16 protein-coding genes and 1 pseudogene are annotated in these 15,659 nt (G+C 51.5%); 12 read left to right on the top strand and 5 right to left on the bottom strand.

What is annotated here, in order from left to right; translation table 11 throughout:
* Positions 1-27 precede the first annotated feature (27 nt).
* From ACOTY9_RS10955 to ACOTY9_RS10905, 11 genes are all read left to right on the top strand, one after another.
* Complete coding sequence (locus ACOTY9_RS10955) at positions 28-2,010, top strand: FUSC family protein (RefSeq protein WP_348565721.1); 1,983 nt, start codon at positions 28-30, stop codon at positions 2,008-2,010.
* Positions 2,003-2,218, top strand: coding sequence for a DUF1656 domain-containing protein (locus ACOTY9_RS10950; RefSeq protein ID WP_014882886.1), 216 nt, complete (start codon positions 2,003-2,005; stop codon positions 2,216-2,218). The genes ACOTY9_RS10955 and ACOTY9_RS10950 overlap by 8 nt, the downstream gene beginning before the upstream one ends.
* Positions 2,215-3,099 (top strand): HlyD family secretion protein, encoded by an 885-nt coding sequence (locus tag ACOTY9_RS10945; protein WP_023332311.1) that lies wholly within the window; start codon positions 2,215-2,217, stop codon positions 3,097-3,099. The genes ACOTY9_RS10950 and ACOTY9_RS10945 overlap by 4 nt, the downstream gene beginning before the upstream one ends.
* 51 nt (positions 3,100-3,150) lie before the next feature.
* Complete coding sequence (locus ACOTY9_RS10940; RefSeq protein WP_014882888.1) at positions 3,151-3,588, top strand: DcrB-related protein; 438 nt, start codon at positions 3,151-3,153, stop codon at positions 3,586-3,588.
* A 17-nt stretch (positions 3,589-3,605) separates the two neighbouring features.
* The gene (locus tag ACOTY9_RS10935) at positions 3,606-7,820 is read left to right on the top strand and encodes an RHS repeat-associated core domain-containing protein (RefSeq protein ID WP_348565719.1); all 4,215 of its coding nucleotides are present in this window, start codon (positions 3,606-3,608) and stop codon (positions 7,818-7,820) included.
* Entirely contained in the window at positions 7,813-8,319 is a 507-nt protein-coding gene (locus ACOTY9_RS10930; protein ID WP_348565718.1) for a hypothetical protein, read from the top strand. The genes ACOTY9_RS10935 and ACOTY9_RS10930 overlap by 8 nt, the downstream gene beginning before the upstream one ends.
* A gap of 618 nt (positions 8,320-8,937) precedes the next feature.
* The gene (locus ACOTY9_RS10925) at positions 8,938-9,069 is read left to right on the top strand and encodes a hypothetical protein (protein WP_265343127.1); all 132 of its coding nucleotides are present in this window, start codon (positions 8,938-8,940) and stop codon (positions 9,067-9,069) included.
* 156 nt (positions 9,070-9,225) lie between these two features.
* A complete protein-coding gene (locus ACOTY9_RS10920; protein WP_348565717.1) occupies positions 9,226-9,810 on the top strand; it encodes a hypothetical protein in 585 nt (194 codons plus the stop codon).
* A 160-nt stretch (positions 9,811-9,970) separates the two neighbouring features.
* Positions 9,971-10,357: a hypothetical protein gene (locus ACOTY9_RS10915; RefSeq protein ID WP_045134287.1), complete on the top strand. Its 387-nt coding sequence runs from the start codon at positions 9,971-9,973 to the stop codon at positions 10,355-10,357.
* A 443-nt stretch (positions 10,358-10,800) separates the two neighbouring features.
* Positions 10,801-11,109, top strand: coding sequence for an HNH endonuclease (locus ACOTY9_RS10910; protein ID WP_228037268.1), 309 nt, complete (start codon positions 10,801-10,803; stop codon positions 11,107-11,109).
* A complete protein-coding gene (locus ACOTY9_RS10905) occupies positions 11,109-11,501 on the top strand; it encodes an SMI1/KNR4 family protein (RefSeq protein WP_348565716.1) in 393 nt (130 codons plus the stop codon). Before ACOTY9_RS10910 ends, ACOTY9_RS10905 begins: the two co-directional genes overlap by 1 nt.
* A gap of 481 nt (positions 11,502-11,982) precedes the next feature.
* Here the strand turns inward: ACOTY9_RS10905 and ACOTY9_RS10900 are convergent, their stop codons facing one another.
* The 5 genes and pseudogenes from ACOTY9_RS10900 to gcvA form a co-directional block, all read right to left on the bottom strand.
* Positions 11,983-12,456, bottom strand: coding sequence for a GNAT family N-acetyltransferase (locus tag ACOTY9_RS10900; RefSeq protein WP_348565715.1), 474 nt, complete (start codon positions 12,454-12,456; stop codon positions 11,983-11,985).
* Between the two features lie 168 nt (positions 12,457-12,624).
* Positions 12,625-13,215: a hypothetical protein gene (locus ACOTY9_RS10895; protein WP_348565714.1), complete on the bottom strand. Its 591-nt coding sequence runs from the start codon at positions 13,213-13,215 to the stop codon at positions 12,625-12,627.
* 131 nt (positions 13,216-13,346) lie between these two features.
* On the bottom strand, positions 13,347-13,766 hold the full coding sequence (locus tag ACOTY9_RS10890; protein ID WP_348565713.1) for a helix-turn-helix domain-containing protein: 420 nt from the start codon (positions 13,764-13,766) through the stop codon (positions 13,347-13,349).
* Positions 13,763-14,089 (bottom strand): annotated as a pseudogene (locus ACOTY9_RS10885) (type II toxin-antitoxin system HigB family toxin). The gene ACOTY9_RS10890 and the pseudogene ACOTY9_RS10885 overlap by 4 nt, the downstream one beginning before the upstream one ends.
* A 173-nt stretch (positions 14,090-14,262) precedes the next feature.
* Positions 14,263-15,165: a transcriptional regulator GcvA gene (gene gcvA / locus ACOTY9_RS10880; protein WP_233096928.1), complete on the bottom strand. Its 903-nt coding sequence runs from the start codon at positions 15,163-15,165 to the stop codon at positions 14,263-14,265.
* A gap of 115 nt (positions 15,166-15,280) precedes the next feature.
* Here gcvA and ACOTY9_RS10875 point away from each other — a divergent pair, with 115 nt between their 5' ends.
* Positions 15,281-15,607 (top strand): gamma-glutamylcyclotransferase family protein, encoded by a 327-nt coding sequence (locus tag ACOTY9_RS10875; protein ID WP_023317940.1) that lies wholly within the window; start codon positions 15,281-15,283, stop codon positions 15,605-15,607.
* The last annotated feature ends 52 nt before the right edge of the window (positions 15,608-15,659 follow it).

Genomic DNA, 15,659 nt, shown 5'->3' with positions numbered 1-15,659 from the left:
GGTCTGCAAGCCGGTAATAATCCCGGCATGAATAAAATCTTCTCTCATCACGTGCGTCTCCCCGCCACATTGCGAAACGATGCGGGCGCGCTGATCTACTCCGCGAAGAGTTTTGCCGCGGCGATGCTGGCTTACTACCTCGCGCTGTCGATAGGTCTCGAACGTCCCTCATGGGCCATTATTACGGTTTACATCGTATCGCAGACGTCGGTCGGGGCGTCGCTCAGCAGGAGCCTCTACCGGCTGGCCGGGACCGTGGCGGGGGCCAGCGCGACCGTTGTGATCGTGCCCATCTTCGCGAATATGCCGATCCTGTGCAGCGTGGTGCTGACGGGCTGGATCACGTTCTGCCTGTGGCTCTCCCTGCTGGAGCGCACGCCCCGGGCCTATGCCTTCGTGCTGGCCGGTTACACCGCGAGCCTGATTGGTTTTCCCGCGGTATCCGATCCGGGTGGCATTTTTAACGTTGCCCTCGTCCGCGTGCAGGAGATCGCAATTGGGATTTTCTGTGCGGGGCTGATTCACCGCTACGTGCTGCCCGCACGCGTATCAGGGCTATTCAACGCGAAATTATCCCAGACGCTACAGGCCGCGCGCGGTCGGGTGGCGGACACCCTGGCGGGTAAACCCGGCGCGGCTTCCGGCCCCCTGCATCTGGCCCTGGCGCTGCAGTTCCTGCAGGGGATAAGCCACCATGTTCCGTATGATTTTGCCCTGTCAGCTCCGGTGCGGCAGGCCAGAAAAGCGATTCACGATCGGCTGGCACGGCTCGCGATCGTCAACTGTGAACTACACGATCGCTTGCTGACGCCCGGAATTCTGCCCGCCGACATGCAGGCATTGCGGGAGGATGTTCAGGCCTGGCTTGCCGCTGAAGACGCGGGTGCCAGCAGCGCGGCTGAGGCGTTGCGGCTCCGCTGTACGCTTCTTATCGATCGGTATGCCGCGCATGCGCTGACGATTGACGACGCGTTGCAGGTCAGTTTTATTCGCTACCTCTCAGAGGCTATCGCGCTTCTGGAGCAGTGCGAGCGTCTTTCCGGGGCTATCCACCACGCAAAACCTGCGTTTGGGGAGATGCAAACCCGCGCGGCAAAAGGCTACGTTTTCCACCGCGATCCGCTTACCGCCGCCCGCACGGCGCTGGGGGCTTTCGTCATCATTCTGAGCGGTTGCCTGGTCTGGATTTTCTCTGCGTGGCCGGATGGCGGTACGGCGGTCTCTATCCTTGGCGTCTGCTGCACGCTGTTTGGCAGTTTCGACACGCCGGCGCCCCACATCGTGAAATACATCATTGGCTCGTTCTGGGGCGTGGTGATTAGCCTGCTCTACAGCTTTGCGCTGCTGCCGCAGGTAAGCGATTTCCCGGTGCTGGTGGCGGTGCTTGCTCCGGCGTATCTGCTGGCCGGGTCGCTTCAGGCGCGCCCGCCAACCACGTTTATGGCGATGGGCATCACCCTGACGCTGCCCATTCTGTGCGAGCTGGGCGCGCACTACAGCGGCGACTTCGCCGTCGCGGCTAACACCGCCATTGCGCTCTTTGCAGCGACCGGCTTTGCCGTCATCAGCATGAGCCTGATGCAAACCGTGCAGGCGGACGCCGCCATCACGCGTCTGCTGAACCTCTGCCAGCGCGACATTCGCCGCAGCGTGAAAGGCACGCTGCGGGTCGACGAAACGCACTGGATCAATCTGATGATGGACCGAACCGCCCTGTTGCTGCCGCGTTTGCAGCGCAGCGAGCGTGCGCCAGAGCAGGCGCTTGAAAGGCTTTTGCACGCGCTGCGCCTGGGGCTTTCAGTCATGCATATACGCCGCAGTGACACACCGCCCGGCAGGGAGGTTGACGCGCTATTTCATCGGATAAACGCCGCGGACCGCCACGCCTTAGGCGAACGCATTACCGCCATCATCGAGCAAAACCTGCCTGCCGCAGATGAACCTACGCGCCAGTTTGTCTTCAGGCTGGTGGATTTTCACTGTGCATTACGGGGGCCAGACCATGGTTAACGATATTAATATCGGCGGCGTTTTTATTCCGGGGCTGCTGATGGCCGCCCTCGCGACGCTGGTCTGCACGCTGAGCCTCGTCGCGCTTTTCTCTCTCAGCAGGGTCTACCGGCGCTTGCCGTTTCGCCCGCTGATGGATGTTTCAATCTGGATTGTCATCTTTTACCTGCTGATGCAGGGCCTGATCGCGTTGGGGTTATTGTCATGAAATCACTGCTCTCTTTACTGGCTCGCTATGCGCTGACGTTAAGCGCCGTCGCAGCGGCCACGCTGCTGGCGTTTATGATGTGGAAACACTACGCGCAAACGCCGTGGACCCGCGACGGCCGCGTCCGGGCGGACGTGGTGCAGATTGCGCCGGACGTCTCCGGGCCCGTCATCAGCGTGGCCGTGCGGGACAACCAGTGGGTGAACCGGGGCGATGTGCTCTACGCCATCGATCCGCGCTGGCTCAGGCTGGCGGTGGCCAGCGCGCAGGCGGATGTGGAATCGAAACGCCATGAGATGCTGATGCGCCAGGATGCGGCCCATCGCCGCACGCTGATTAAAAACGCCATTTCGAGCGAGGATGTGCAGCAAACCGGCAGCGCGGCGAACGTCGCGGCGGCCAATTATCACGGCGCGCTGGCCGCGCTGGATCTGGCAGAGCTGAATCTGGCGCACGCCACCGTGCGTGCGCCGGTCTCGGGGTACGTTACGCACCTGCGGCTTCGACCCGGAGACTACGCGACGGCGGGGGAGACAAAGGTCGCCATCGTCGATGCCCACAGCTTCTGGGTGGTGGGGTATTTTGAGGAGACTAAACTGCGCCATATTCGCGTCGGGGATGCCGCGCAGATAGTGCTGATGGGATACGATCCGGTCATCACGGGGCACGTGGAGAGCATCGGGCGTGGGATCGGGGACAGCAACGACGAAACGGGCGGGCTGGGGCTGCCCGACGTCGAACCCACCTTTAGCTGGGTGCGGCTGGCGCAGCGCGTGCCGGTGCGTATTCATATCGACAGGTTGCCGGAGGGGGTTGAGCTGGTGGCGGGGCTGTCGGCGAGCGTGGCGGTGGGGCGAAAATCTGGGGATAGTCAGCCTTAAACACATATGCGAAACTTACCGCTTCTGAAAATATGTGGTGGGACCCGCTCAATGTCAGAACCAACTTCGCAGTGCCTTTTCAGTGAAGGTCTGATCGATTTTCCTGAAGGTTATCAGGATCGTACCGTCAACGTCTTCGCGCCGCCCGCAGCGGACGCGCCAGCGTTCAACCTCTCCCGTGATGCCCTCAACGCTGGCGAAGCGCTTGCCGCGTACATCGATCGCCAGCTCGCCCTGATGGAAAAACACATCAAGGGATGGAAGCAGGGGGAGCGTAGCGCCGCTACGCTGGGTGACGGCCTTTCACAGGGTGAAACCGTCCATGCCAGCTACCTGCGCGACGGCAAACGCATCTGGCAGCAGCAGGCCGTGTTTAACGTCGACGGCAATAAAATTCTGGTCTTCACCATGACCTGCACCCGCGCGCTGGGCGATGCTGACCGCGAGCTGTTTGGCGATCTTCTCAGGAGCTTTCGCTTCCACCATTAACATCAGGGACCGTTGTTATGTTTGAAGCTGCACGCGTAGGTGATGATATCGGCCACTCCGGTGCGCTTGCCGGGATGATTGCCGGAACGATTGTCGGCGGCCTGATTGCCGCCGCCGGGGGCATTCTGGCGGGGGCGATGTTTATTGCCGGACTTGGCGCATCCTGCCTGGGCGTGGGCGTCCTGCTCGTCGGCGCGAGCCTGGCCGTGGGGTACTACACCGGGGAGCTGGCGACCGCCGCCCGCGACAGCATCGCGGACGCCGGGGCATCCAGTATGACGAAGAAAGGCGTCATCACTTCCGGCTCGCCCAATGTGTTTATCAACGGTAAACCCGCCGCGCTTGCCACCGATAGCACCGTCGACTGTTCTGACGACGGCTCGCAGCAGATGGCCGAAGGCTCTAAGCGAGTCTTCATTAACAGCCAGCCTGCGTCCCGCATCGGGGATCGTACCACCTGCGACGCGAAGGTGATGACCGGTTCGGACAACGTCATCATCGGCGGCGACCCGCAGCAAACCCTGCCCATTCAGTCTGAAGTCCCCGAGTGGCTGTATAAAGTCTCCGATCTTACCCTGTTGTTCGCCGGCCTGCTCGGCGGGTGGGGCGGTGCCGCTGGCAAAGTTGGGGCGCTGTCTAAGCTGCTGGGGAAAATTCCCGGTATCAATAAGCTGGCCCGTATCGCCTGCCGCGCCGGCACGCTGATGACCGGCGTTGCCGCCGCGGGGATCATCGCCCGCCCGGTGGATATCGTCAGCGGACAGAAGTTTCTCAGCGGGGATGATGAGCTGGACTTCGTCCTGCCTTCCCGTCTGCCGGTGCGCTGGCAGCGCTACTGGCGCAGCGGCAACCCCGGTGACAGCGTGCTGGGCCGCGGGTGGAGCCTGTTCTGGGAAAGCCGCCTGGAGCCGTATCAGGACGGGCTGGTGTGGCGTGCGCCGTCCGGTGATTACATCGCCTTCCCGAATGTCCCGAAAGGGATGCGCACCTACTGCGAAAGCGAAAAAAACTGGCTTGAGCACCACTCTGACGACAGCTGGTCGGTGTATGACGTCAGCGGCGAGCGCTGGCACTATGCGCCGCTTAAGGATAATGCCCCGTCGCTGCTCCAGCGCATCTCTGAACCCTGCGGCAACGCTATCCTCTTCGAGTGGAATGCGAATAATACTCTGCATGCCCTTACCGACAGCGCGGGCCAGCGCGTAGTCTGCCGCTACGACAGTGACAGGCTTGCCGGTGCCTGGCTGGATGACGAGATCTGCCTGGTCAGTTACGCTTATGATGAACAGCGCCAGCTGGTCTGTGTGACCGGCCGGGGCGGTAGCGTGCGCCGACGCTTCCGCTGGCAGGACGGGCTAATGAGCGCCCATGAGGACGCCAACGGCCTGCTGAGCGAATACCGCTGGCAGGAGATTGATGGCCTGCCGCGCGTGGTCGGCTTCCGCCACAGCGGCGGCGAACAGCTGACATTCGAATACGATTTTGATAACGGCACCCGCCGTGCGACCCGCGATGACGGCGCGCAGGCGCACTGGCTGGTGGACGACGACGACAACGTTGCGCGCTTCACGGATTACGACGGTCGTCAGACGACGTTTGTTTACCGCGACGGCGAACTCTGCGACGTCATTCTCCCCGGCGGAGCGATGCGCCGCAGCACGTGGGACAAATACGGCCGCATGACCAGCGAGACGGACCCGGCGGGCCGCCGTACGGAGTATCACTGGTATCGTCTGACCGACCGCATCACCCGGACAGTGTATCCGGACGGTACCTCATCGCAGGCCATGTACGACCTTCGCGGTCGCCTGCTGTCGGAAACGGATCCGGCCGGTAACGCCACCGCGTATGACTATCCCGACGATCAAGAAAACCTGCCGGAGAGCATCACCGACGCCATTGGCGGCGTGGTGCGTCTGGTCTGGAACCACCAGGGGCTGCTGACGCAGCGCACCGATTGCTCCGGCAGCGTGACCCGCTTTACCTACGACCGATTCGGGCAGCTGATTGCCAGCGAGGATGCGGAAGGGAATATTACGCGTCGGGAATGGAGCCGTGCCGGGCTGCTGAGCGCCGTGATCCACCCGGACGGCAGCCGTGAGTCGCTGGTGTGGAATGAACGCGGCCAGCTCACGGGCTGGCGCGACCCGCTGGAAAGCGAAGTGAGCTGGGCCTATAACGCGCTCGGCCTCCCGGTCAGCCTTACCGACCGAATTGGCCGCGTGCGCCAGTGGCGCTATGACCCGCGCGGTAACCTGTTGCGACTCGATAACGGCAACGGGGCGGAATACCGCTTCACCTACGACGCCGTGGGCCGCCCGCTCAGCGAAACTCGCCCGGACGATACCGTGCGCCATATGGAATGGGACGCGCGAGGGTTCCTCTGCGCGCTCGAAGAGAACGGCCGGCCTGCCGCCGACGGCGGCATCGCCCGTCGCGTCCAGCAGTTCAGCTATGACGACAGCGGGCTGCTGATCGGGCGCACTCAGCGCCACGCGGAGTACCGCTACTTCCGCGACCTGAGCGGCCAGATTACCCGCATCCGCCGCACGCCAACCGCAGAAGGCGTTGCCCTGGGTATCGAAAGCGATGAGATTGTTTACCGGCACGATGCCAACGGGCGCGTGCTGAGCGAATCCGGTATTAACGGCGCGGTGGGCTACGAATGGGATGCCCTGAGCAACCTGACCGGCCTGACGCTGCCCGGCGAGCAAAATCTGGCCTGGCTGCACTACGGCTCCGGCCACGTAAGCGCCATCCGCTTCGGGCAGCAGCTGGTGACCGAGTTCACCCGCGACCGCCTGCACCGCGAGGTGCGCCGCACCCAGGGCGCGCGCGAGCAGTTCCGCCAGTATGACAGCCTGGGCAGACGCACCCTTCAGCGCAGTGAGCTGAGTACGGACGTGACCCTGCCGGAGAAAGCGCTCCTGGAACGGCTGTATCGCTACACCGCGCGCGGTGAGCTTTCCGGCGTCAGCGACACCCTGCGCGGTGAGGTGGATTACGGCTACGACGCCGAAGGTCGTCTGCTGAAGCACTACGAGGCCCGCCAGGGGCACAGCCGCGCGCAGTTCAGCTATGACGCCGCGGATAACCTCGCCGCCAGTGACGATGCGGCACCGGTCACGGATAACCGCCTGCAGCACTGGCAGGCGCTGTTCATGAAATACGACCACTGGGGCAACCTGGTCAGCCGCCGCAACGGGCTGTATGAACAGCATTATGCGTATGACGCCGAGAACCGTCTGGTATCCGCCCGGGGAACCGGGCCGGAAGGGCGGTTTGAGGCGCGCTATCACTACGACGCGCTGGGCCGCCGCACGCGCAAAATCGTCACTACGACGCACGGCACCACCGAAACGCGCTTCCTGTGGCAGGGCTACCGCCTGCTGCAGGAGCAGCAGGAGAGCGGGCTGTGCAACACCTATATCTACGACCCGAATGAAGCCTGGAGCCCGCTGGCGCGGGTGGATCATCTTCGTGACCAGAACAGCGGTGAGATTTACTGGTTCAACACCGACCTGAACGGCGCGCCGCTGGAAGTGACCGACGAGCGCGGCGCGGTGCGCTGGAGCGGCCAGTACGGCAGCTTTGGCGAGGTACGTCATCAGAGCGAAGGGTTCTCACGGCTTGTGAATCGCACGGCGATGGCGCATCAGCCGCTTCGCTATGCCGGGCAGTATGCTGACGGTGAAACGGGGCTGCATTATAACCTGTTCCGCTACTACGACCCGCAGGTCGGGCGGTTTATTGTGCAGGATCCGATTGGGCTGAATGGTGGTTTTAATTTATATTCATATGTTCCTAATCCTCTTACTTGGATAGATCCATTAGGATTAATGCCATGGGCATGGAACCCAAATGGAATGGGACACCATTTAATCCCACGAAACAAGGCCAACAGCATTGGGCTAACCGATCTTGGTACCATGAAAAATACCCCAACGTTTTTCCCGGATCCTTATAGTGCTGGAATGCATGAAGAACTACATAGAGCTATTAAAAACGATATTGGAAAAATTCAGGGGCCATGGCAGGGTTCCGCGGAAGATTTATTCAATGCGTCTAGCCGTAATTTAGATTCCGTTTCACATATAAGAGGTGATTTAAAGATTCCTTCGACGGGTGAAATCTTAGCCAGAAATGTCACTCCTAAAGAAGCACACTCAAAACTGCTGGAGTGGTTCAATAATAAACAAACAGGTAAGGCATCAGGAGGCAGATGTGGTTAAAATAATTGACATTGATGTGGATTTTAACGGGATAATAATTTTCGATTATCCAGGAATACTGTCCCCATTTGGTGGGAAGATAGAGGATGGAGATAACATTCTCCAGGAATTCACCACTACAGACAAAGGGGATCTTGTTCTTAATGAAGGTATTGCCTTACCTATCATGGGCCTTGATGATGGTGGCTATGTTGTTAGGCTCTTTTTAAATGAATTCCCCGACAATGAAGACAGAGAAGTCATATTCACGGATAAATATTTCTATCTTAATGTAACTGGTGATTTATATGTTGCTGATATGGCAGTGTTTTGGGAGTGGGAGGATTATACTGGTTGGAATAACGCTGATGTTCCTAAAGGAATATATAAAGTGAGCCTTGAAGGTGTTCGTTTATTAAAGGGGGAAGAGACTGTCTATTGCTATGATTTAATTTTTGAAAAAACGAATCAACTTGGTATAAGAGATGTTGAACCACGCTCAGACTCTAGGCTTTATTAAATCCATTAGCCGGCAAAGAAAATAAACTTTTCCGGCTTTTATTGATTTTTTTAATCATACCTGAAGAGACATACATTGTAGTTAATCATGAATGTGACTTAAAGATGCTAAGAATTTGTTCGCTGAAATGGTTATGGGAATTAGGAAAGAGAAAATGTACTTTTTATAGGAGCGAGTTTAAGAAATGATTAAATCTAATCTAATCTCTAAAATATGTATCTTTTCTGATAGTAATGTCATTGGGCGGATTGGTGGAAATATCCCTGAATTCTTTTTAGATGAACTAGATATTGTTCGGGGTTATAAGTTTTATTTGACAGTTTAGAATCCTGATGAGGCACATGAGTTTATTACGATACTTACTCCTGAACGATATGATGATATGATTGATAAAATATCTACCCTAATTGTTCAGTAAAAGTTTTTACGCACACGCATTCTGATGAAAGCAATAATTATGTATTTACGATAAAACACATTAATAAGGCAGTTGTTGTTGGGTATGATAAGGTTGAAAGTGAAGAGTTTGACTTTATCACTAAAACCGAAGATGCAAGGTTAATACAATCGGAAGATTATTATTTTGATGCTTTGAAAAAAGATGGTTATGAATTTTTCATGCAGATAGATGAAGATTATTATCCAGATGCATTGCTTGATGGTGATTACATCTTTGGTTACGGTGCTTTGTATTTGTATAAAAATATATCTGGCGGAAATATCGTAGCTGGTTTTTGGCAGTGCTCGTAAAGATAAGTGATTAATAAAAGCCGGGTTAATATTAATTATTTCCGACTTATATAATATAGATGATGTTTTTATTCAGAATGCATTTACTTTCTTATTGTTTAATTGCTTTTATAAATTTTTTTCTAATTTAATTAGTTGTTACTGAGGGCTATATTTATGGATGCGTTTGGTACTATTGTGAATGAGATTGAAAAAGCATTAAAACAACTTATTGTCATTTGCAATAAATACTCTCTGTCAGGGAGTTTCAGCACCGTCAATGATCTGAACAATGCCTTCCCGTCCAACTTACCTCGTTCGACAGAGGTGGAATTTTTATATGAAAATTATAATCCTGAAAAATTAAAGATTGAAACAGGCTTCACGCCATTTAAAATTCACTCTGTGAGTGAGATCTCGAAGGTTCAAAATGGATATGAGTACTTGCCAAACAATTACCTGGTTATTGGTGATGATTTAGGTGGAGGTAAACCTATAATTGCAGTTGTCGATGAAGATAACACTCCTGTTTATGCAAGTTATGATGTAGTTGAACCTTTTAAAATAGCTGATAGTCTCTCTGGATTTATATTTTCATTAGCTGAGCTTATTGATTTAGTATATGGTAAATACGATATCTTTGATATAGCAGATGATAATGACGAAGTAAAGGATGATTTTATTGATGAGTTGCGGAAAAGAATTGTACCTCTCATCGGTAATGAAAGTTTTAATGCGTTTTATAATTATTTTTATGGGTAAATTCTTTTCGTTCAAAAGAGAGTTAGCGATAATGTTATTTTTTTTTGCAAAGGGGTGCTCTCTGTGATTCTTACAGATATTTTATGCAAGATTTTAAAATGGTTATGCTGTGTATTTATTTAATTGAATTAATTATGATGAATGAAAGGAGAGGGATTCTATGCAGACTACGCGAGTAATGGGAGAAGGATATGAACCTTACGTTGAGCAATTAGGCGACAAACTGATTTATTCATTACCTGTTGAATCGGGATTTGTCAGCTTTTATTTTAAGTTTGATATTCGTCAGACCGATCTTGACGTCCTGCTGTCCGATCATTACCGGCGGGCCGTCATGGAAGTGACCGCACACACTCTGCTTCAGCACTCGACGTTGAAGGGACACAAACGATTTACTCAGAACGATTTTGATAACCTTATTGCCACTACCCTTCATGCATCGCAAGAGCATCTTAGCGCATTCATTTCTCAGATTAATCGGGAGCACAATATTTCGATTGAACATTATGTGAATGACATAGTGAATAAACGCATTACTAAAGGGTGAAAAGACCGATTCCAGATAAAATCAATATTCATCTTAGAATCACGCTTTAACTACAACTCTTTTCAACCTCTTACTTCCCTAAGAGGCCAAATCGATTTCGTGATAACTGACGAATGCTGCGAGGTACATCATCAGAGCGAAGGATTCTCACGGATTGTGAAACACATCAGCCGTTTCGCTATGCCGGGCTATAAGCTGACGGTGAATCTGGACCGTACTATAACCTGTTTCGCTGCTATGACCTACAGGGCGGTCGGTTTATTGTACAGGATCAGTTTTGGTTGAATGGTGGATGAAACCTTTATCATTATGCAGCTAATCCTTGGGGATGGATTGAGCTGCTGGGTCTTGCCATCGATCCAATCGCTAAGCTTAGTGAGCGTGGATACAGTACTGTTGATCAAACCCCTACAGGTGGGCTGGATTATTCGGGAAGTAATGACTTGTATAATAAAGCTGGCATTAATCCTGTTGTTTATATTGAATATACCGGAGATTATTTGCAAGATTTCCATGCTGCAAATACAGAGGCTGGATTGAATCAAAAAACTACGCCAAGTGTTTATGTTTGGCATCATCTTGATGATTATAATCCTGAAACTAACAAAGGGACTATGCAATTGGTTAAACAAAGTGCTCATCAGGTAATTTCGCATACTGGTGGCGTAAGTCAGTACAAAGCTGCCACTGGAAATGCCTATATCCATCCAGCCAGAAACCGTGCCCGCAGATCAGTTGGAGGAAAATGCTAATGTACCTTACTGATTCAGAAAAGAAACTGACTGTAGACGAAATAAACGCGTTCAATGCGTACTTTGATTATCATCTTCCTTCATCATTTCTTGATTTTTATCTTAAAAATAATGGTGGACATCCTCACAATAATGAAGAGGGTAATCCTTTTATACTTGGCGGTTTTAACCCTATAAAATATGGTGACCTGCCAATTGAGCAACTCTATCATGACCTTATCGAGTCATTTGGCGAGTTAAGGAATATGGTTCCTTTTGCTTATGATGACGGGGGGAACACTTTTCTATTATCTCTCAAATCTGATGATTCATTAGGGAAAGTGTTTATTTTTCTGATGGATGATAAAGAGGTTGAGTTGGTCGCTGATTCGTTCTCGGAATTTTTAGAATAATTATTTGCATGAAAGTAAAGAGGCTGTTTCTAAAATTATCGGTGGTGAGGTTTTCTTTTTGGAAACTCAAAGTCAGAGTCTGGCTTAAATATTTAAGTTCAGTCATTAATTTTAGATTTTCTAGATTTATAACCCGGCTTATGCCGGGTTTATTAATAGGGTATGGTAACTATTAAATTTTCATATCCGATAACAGCTTTGCCTCAAAGAACTGATACATAACCTAATATTATTTATGGTTATGCAGAGCCGTTTCGTGCAGATGGCACAATTGTTGAGCCAACTTCAACGGCGAAAAGAATAGCTGCGTCACTTTTTTTCTTAACACCTGGTTGAATTCCATCCTAATCAATTCCCCACAAATGTCCCTACCGGCACGCCAAAACGCTTCGCCAGCGCGCGCATATGCTCCAGCGTTAATGTCGGGGTCGTGCTCGTCAGTGGGAATTACCTCGACGGAATTCTTTTTAAGAAGCGCCGATTAAATAGCGCGCTTCATCATCACGTAATCGCCAAAGATAACATCTGGCTCCCAGTCATCGTTTTTATAAAACGCCAGGGCAGGCACGTTTTTTTGATAAACACCCAGCTTCAGCGTTTTAATATTTAACGCATTGGCTGCCTGATAAAGTTGCGCCATTATACGTTTAGCCAGGTGTTGTCGGCGATATGACGGAGCAATAGCAATCGTTAACTCAGGACCCGAAATCCCAGGTTTGTCCCCTTCGGGGAAATTCCTGAGCCAGGCAGCCCCTGCTGGAGTTCCATCTGTGGATTCCGCAATAATACCCACCTCGCCCGCCTCAGGGAAATTTTCTATATATGCATATGAATGGGGAGAATTTTCAATGTTATCTATGTCAAATGTTTGTTCAGAGGCTATCGTTGCCTCATAAAGCATCTGCACCATAAAAGGGCGATCTTCTGCTGTAATTAATCTAAATCTAAAATCCATTATCAGTATCTTCCATAACGTATTGTACACAATTGGCTTAAGGCGCAAACGATACATGCCATCTGTGATGATCTCAACGTATAAGAAGGTTATTTACAATCAGCTGGCGGTTTGAGTCCAAATGGCATTAGCGTTGCTGATAAACGCTGTAACGTTTTCGTTAGCATCTCACTCCAGCCCTTCAATATTCGACTTAACTGCCTTCAGCGTTCTTTTACGGATCCAGCCGCTGCCTGCCCGAATGACCAGCCAGTAAGCTGTCATTTTTAGCTGAGTGCTTCTGTCCGGACAATAAACAAAGGTTTCCGTGGAGAGCTCATGTTGGCCTGGTGCGCGTTCCGTTACCTGATAGCGCAGCAGCAGCTTTGCTTTACCCGCAGCGACTGGCGTCTGAAAAGCACTGGCATCCGGCACGTTTTCAAGATTGAAATCTGTACGCCAGAATTGTCCTCTTAACCCGTAACAGATCTCTGACGCTGATTGGGTCAAAAGGGTAAAACTGTGCGACCCAAAGTTACTCATCGACCCGGCCTGTTTATTCCGTAATAATTTTTTCGGTATTTGCCGCAAAGACATTAACCGCCGAATCACGGCATCCTGACGAATGTCAAAGTTTGCAATCAACGGCAGAATATTTTCAGGGTGGGAAGTGTGGATGACCGTTTGGTGTTTTTCATGAAACTGGAACTGGGGGAGAAAAGCGGGAACATCCTGCCAGTTAGCAAGCGCTTTGCGGGTAACTAATCCTGGGTTCAGCATCTCTTATCCTTGTCTCTCCTTGAGTTCAGCCAGAGTAACAGATGATGTGCCGCAGACAATTACCAGGAAAAGGGAGTGGGAAAGCGTTACGATGTCATCATTAATTCCCTGTCACCTTAACCTGCTTTCGCTCAATTCCCCACAAACGCACTCACTGGCAATCCAAAACGCTTCGCCAGCGCGCGCATATGATCCAGCTTTAACGTGCGCTGTCCGTTGAGGATCTGACTCACCAGAGACTTCTTGCCAATCTCATTCTCAAAGTCGCTCTGAGTGAGTTGGTACTGATCCATCAGCGTTCTCAGCAGTGCAACTCCAGATGAAATGCTGGCAAAGCGCGCGTTAAATTCTGCAAACTCCGCAGACTCGTTTTCGTATTTATCGATTTTGACGGTGAGCAATTCTACCAGCGGGCTATCGGGGTCATGCTCAATCAGATACTCAACCAACCCCAGAGCATCCTCGTAATCTTGTCGCGACGGGCTTGATCCCAAAAAAGGGAGCTCGTTTGTCAGATCATTTGCCGCTTTGATGGCTGCTGCATAATTCATTCTTTCGTTCTCCGGTAGAGATCCGTGAGCTTGTCATACTCTGCTTGTGTGCTGATGTGTTTGATGAAGATCTATCCCCGCTCAAAATCAGCAAAAAACAATACTCTAAAATGTACCCCAGCCACATCAATGACCACCATTTTTACTGAAATTTCATCCAGCCAGGCTAGGTAAGAGCTTTCGCATGTCGTCTGGTGACGGGTAGTGCTCTTTTTTTGTATTCGGTAAAGATCGTCCAAAGCGAGTGCTTGATTAGGAAATTGCCTGGTGGCCGTGTCGAAGGCGCTCTTGAGACTGCGAGCATCCTTGCCCCATGTTTCCAGATTGGAACCACTATAGGCGGTGGTTGGCGGGTTGAGAACGTGGAAATGGTCATGAACTGCAGTTTTCATATGCTCGTGATAACGGCGCTCATTAAATGAGTGCGAACATTGTATGGGGTGATTGTGTAAGATACGTCCGCTTTGTGCCAATAGCGGACTTTTTTAGACAGCATTCAATCTTTCAGAGAGCTCAATTCTTCAGAGATCCACTGTTTTAGAATGCATATTTTAAATGAATCTTGATCATCTGAACGGTAGACTAAATCGTATCCCCGCTCCGCCTTAAGTTTGTACTGGGGAAAGGGAACAACAAGCCTTCCAGCAGCTACATCGTCCGCAATCAGAACACTGCGTCCCAGAGCAACACCTTCGCCACGTATAGCAGCCTCAGTCGCCATGCTGCCAAGAGTCCATAAGGGCCCCTGCTGGCAGCTATAATTTTTTTCTCCGGCCATCTCAAACCATGCCTTCCAGTTAGCCAGCATTCTGTACTCATGAAGAAGAACGCAGTTTAAAAGTCCCTTAATCTCTGTCAGTCCATTATGTTTCTTAAGAAAATCTGGGCTACAGACAGGGGTAACTGTTTCATCGAACATACGTTCAGACGAAACATCTCGATAATTGCCAAGGCCGTATCGAATGGCAGCATCTACCTGACCATCATTAAGATCCACATTGATGTCAGTTACATCCAGTTCAATATCAAATTCAGGATATCTCTGCCTAAAACGGCTGAGACGCGGTGCTAACCACTTGCTGGCAAATGAAACCGTTGTACTTATACGCAAAATCTTCATCTGGTTTCTTCCACGCAGGCGCTCAGCTTCCCTCATTAAATCACTCAAAAGACGGGTAACCACATGGTGAAATTCAGCCCCTTGCTCAGTCAGAATTATCTGCCGTGTCAGCCTGAAAAATAGCTTAAACCCAAGATGCTCTTCGAGCTTCCGGATTTGCCGGCTTATCGCGCCATGCGTAACGTGCAACTCCGCTGCCGCCAGCGTCATGCTTGAGAGGCGGGCAGTTGCTTCAAAAGCGCGCAGAGTCTGCAATGGGGGGAGGTGATCGAACATCATACGCGTGATAATAATTCACGCATGTTGTGAAAACAAATGATTTGTCAGGTCAGAGTCGGAAAATCAAAATTAACATAAAGAAGATTACTATTTTCATAGCGATACCGGAGGAACAATGGAAAGTTTGTTTGTTTATGGGACACTCGGTCCTGGCCGACCTAATGCTCATATTCTTGAAAATATCGGAGGAACATGGCAGGAAGGCCACGTTGGCGGCTCTTTATTAGAGAAAGGCTGGGGGGCAGAGATGGGTTATCCTGGAATTGTACTGGATGACTCAGGTAATCGTGTACAGGGTTTTCTTTTCACTTCAGAGGATTTGCATAATCACTGGCACACTCTCGATGAATTCGAAGGGGCAGAGTATGAACGTGTTCCGGTAGAGGTAACCACATCTACCGGTGAGACAGTGCAATCATGTATCTATATGCTCAAAGCATAAACTATGAGGCCCGCTGCGAGCGGGTTACACAATGGCCAGGGGACCTTAAAAA

It is taken from the genome of Enterobacter cloacae complex sp. SHL012, from assembly GCF_049237505.1.
Lineage (GTDB): Bacteria > Pseudomonadota > Gammaproteobacteria > Enterobacterales > Enterobacteriaceae > Enterobacter > Enterobacter kobei.
This window is presented reverse-complemented; position numbering and strand designations above follow the sequence as displayed.

Excerpts from the sequence above, each read along its gene's own strand:
- ACOTY9_RS10950 (WP_014882886.1), top strand. The coding sequence starts at position 2,003 with ATGGTTAACGATATTAATATCGGCGGCGTTTTTATTCCGGGGCTGCTG.
- ACOTY9_RS10895 (WP_348565714.1), bottom strand. The coding sequence starts at position 13,215 with ATGCTGAACCCAGGATTAGTTACCCGCAAAGCGCTTGCTAACTGGCAG.
- ACOTY9_RS10875 (WP_023317940.1), top strand. The coding sequence starts at position 15,281 with ATGGAAAGTTTGTTTGTTTATGGGACACTCGGTCCTGGCCGACCTAAT.
- ACOTY9_RS10940 (WP_014882888.1), top strand. The coding sequence starts at position 3,151 with ATGTCAGAACCAACTTCGCAGTGCCTTTTCAGTGAAGGTCTGATCGAT.
- ACOTY9_RS10935 (WP_348565719.1), top strand. The coding sequence starts at position 3,606 with ATGTTTGAAGCTGCACGCGTAGGTGATGATATCGGCCACTCCGGTGCG.
- ACOTY9_RS10900 (WP_348565715.1), bottom strand. The coding sequence starts at position 12,456 with ATGGATTTTAGATTTAGATTAATTACAGCAGAAGATCGCCCTTTTATG.
- ACOTY9_RS10945 (WP_023332311.1), top strand. The coding sequence starts at position 2,215 with ATGAAATCACTGCTCTCTTTACTGGCTCGCTATGCGCTGACGTTAAGC.
- ACOTY9_RS10890 (WP_348565713.1), bottom strand. The coding sequence starts at position 13,766 with ATGAATTATGCAGCAGCCATCAAAGCGGCAAATGATCTGACAAACGAG.
- ACOTY9_RS10925 (WP_265343127.1), top strand. The coding sequence starts at position 8,938 with ATGCAGATAGATGAAGATTATTATCCAGATGCATTGCTTGATGGTGAT.
- ACOTY9_RS10915 (WP_045134287.1), top strand. The coding sequence starts at position 9,971 with ATGCAGACTACGCGAGTAATGGGAGAAGGATATGAACCTTACGTTGAG.
- ACOTY9_RS10955 (WP_348565721.1), top strand. The coding sequence starts at position 28 with ATGAATAAAATCTTCTCTCATCACGTGCGTCTCCCCGCCACATTGCGA.
- ACOTY9_RS10920 (WP_348565717.1), top strand. The coding sequence starts at position 9,226 with ATGGATGCGTTTGGTACTATTGTGAATGAGATTGAAAAAGCATTAAAA.
- ACOTY9_RS10905 (WP_348565716.1), top strand. The coding sequence starts at position 11,109 with ATGTACCTTACTGATTCAGAAAAGAAACTGACTGTAGACGAAATAAAC.
- gcvA (WP_233096928.1), bottom strand. The coding sequence starts at position 15,165 with ATGATGTTCGATCACCTCCCCCCATTGCAGACTCTGCGCGCTTTTGAA.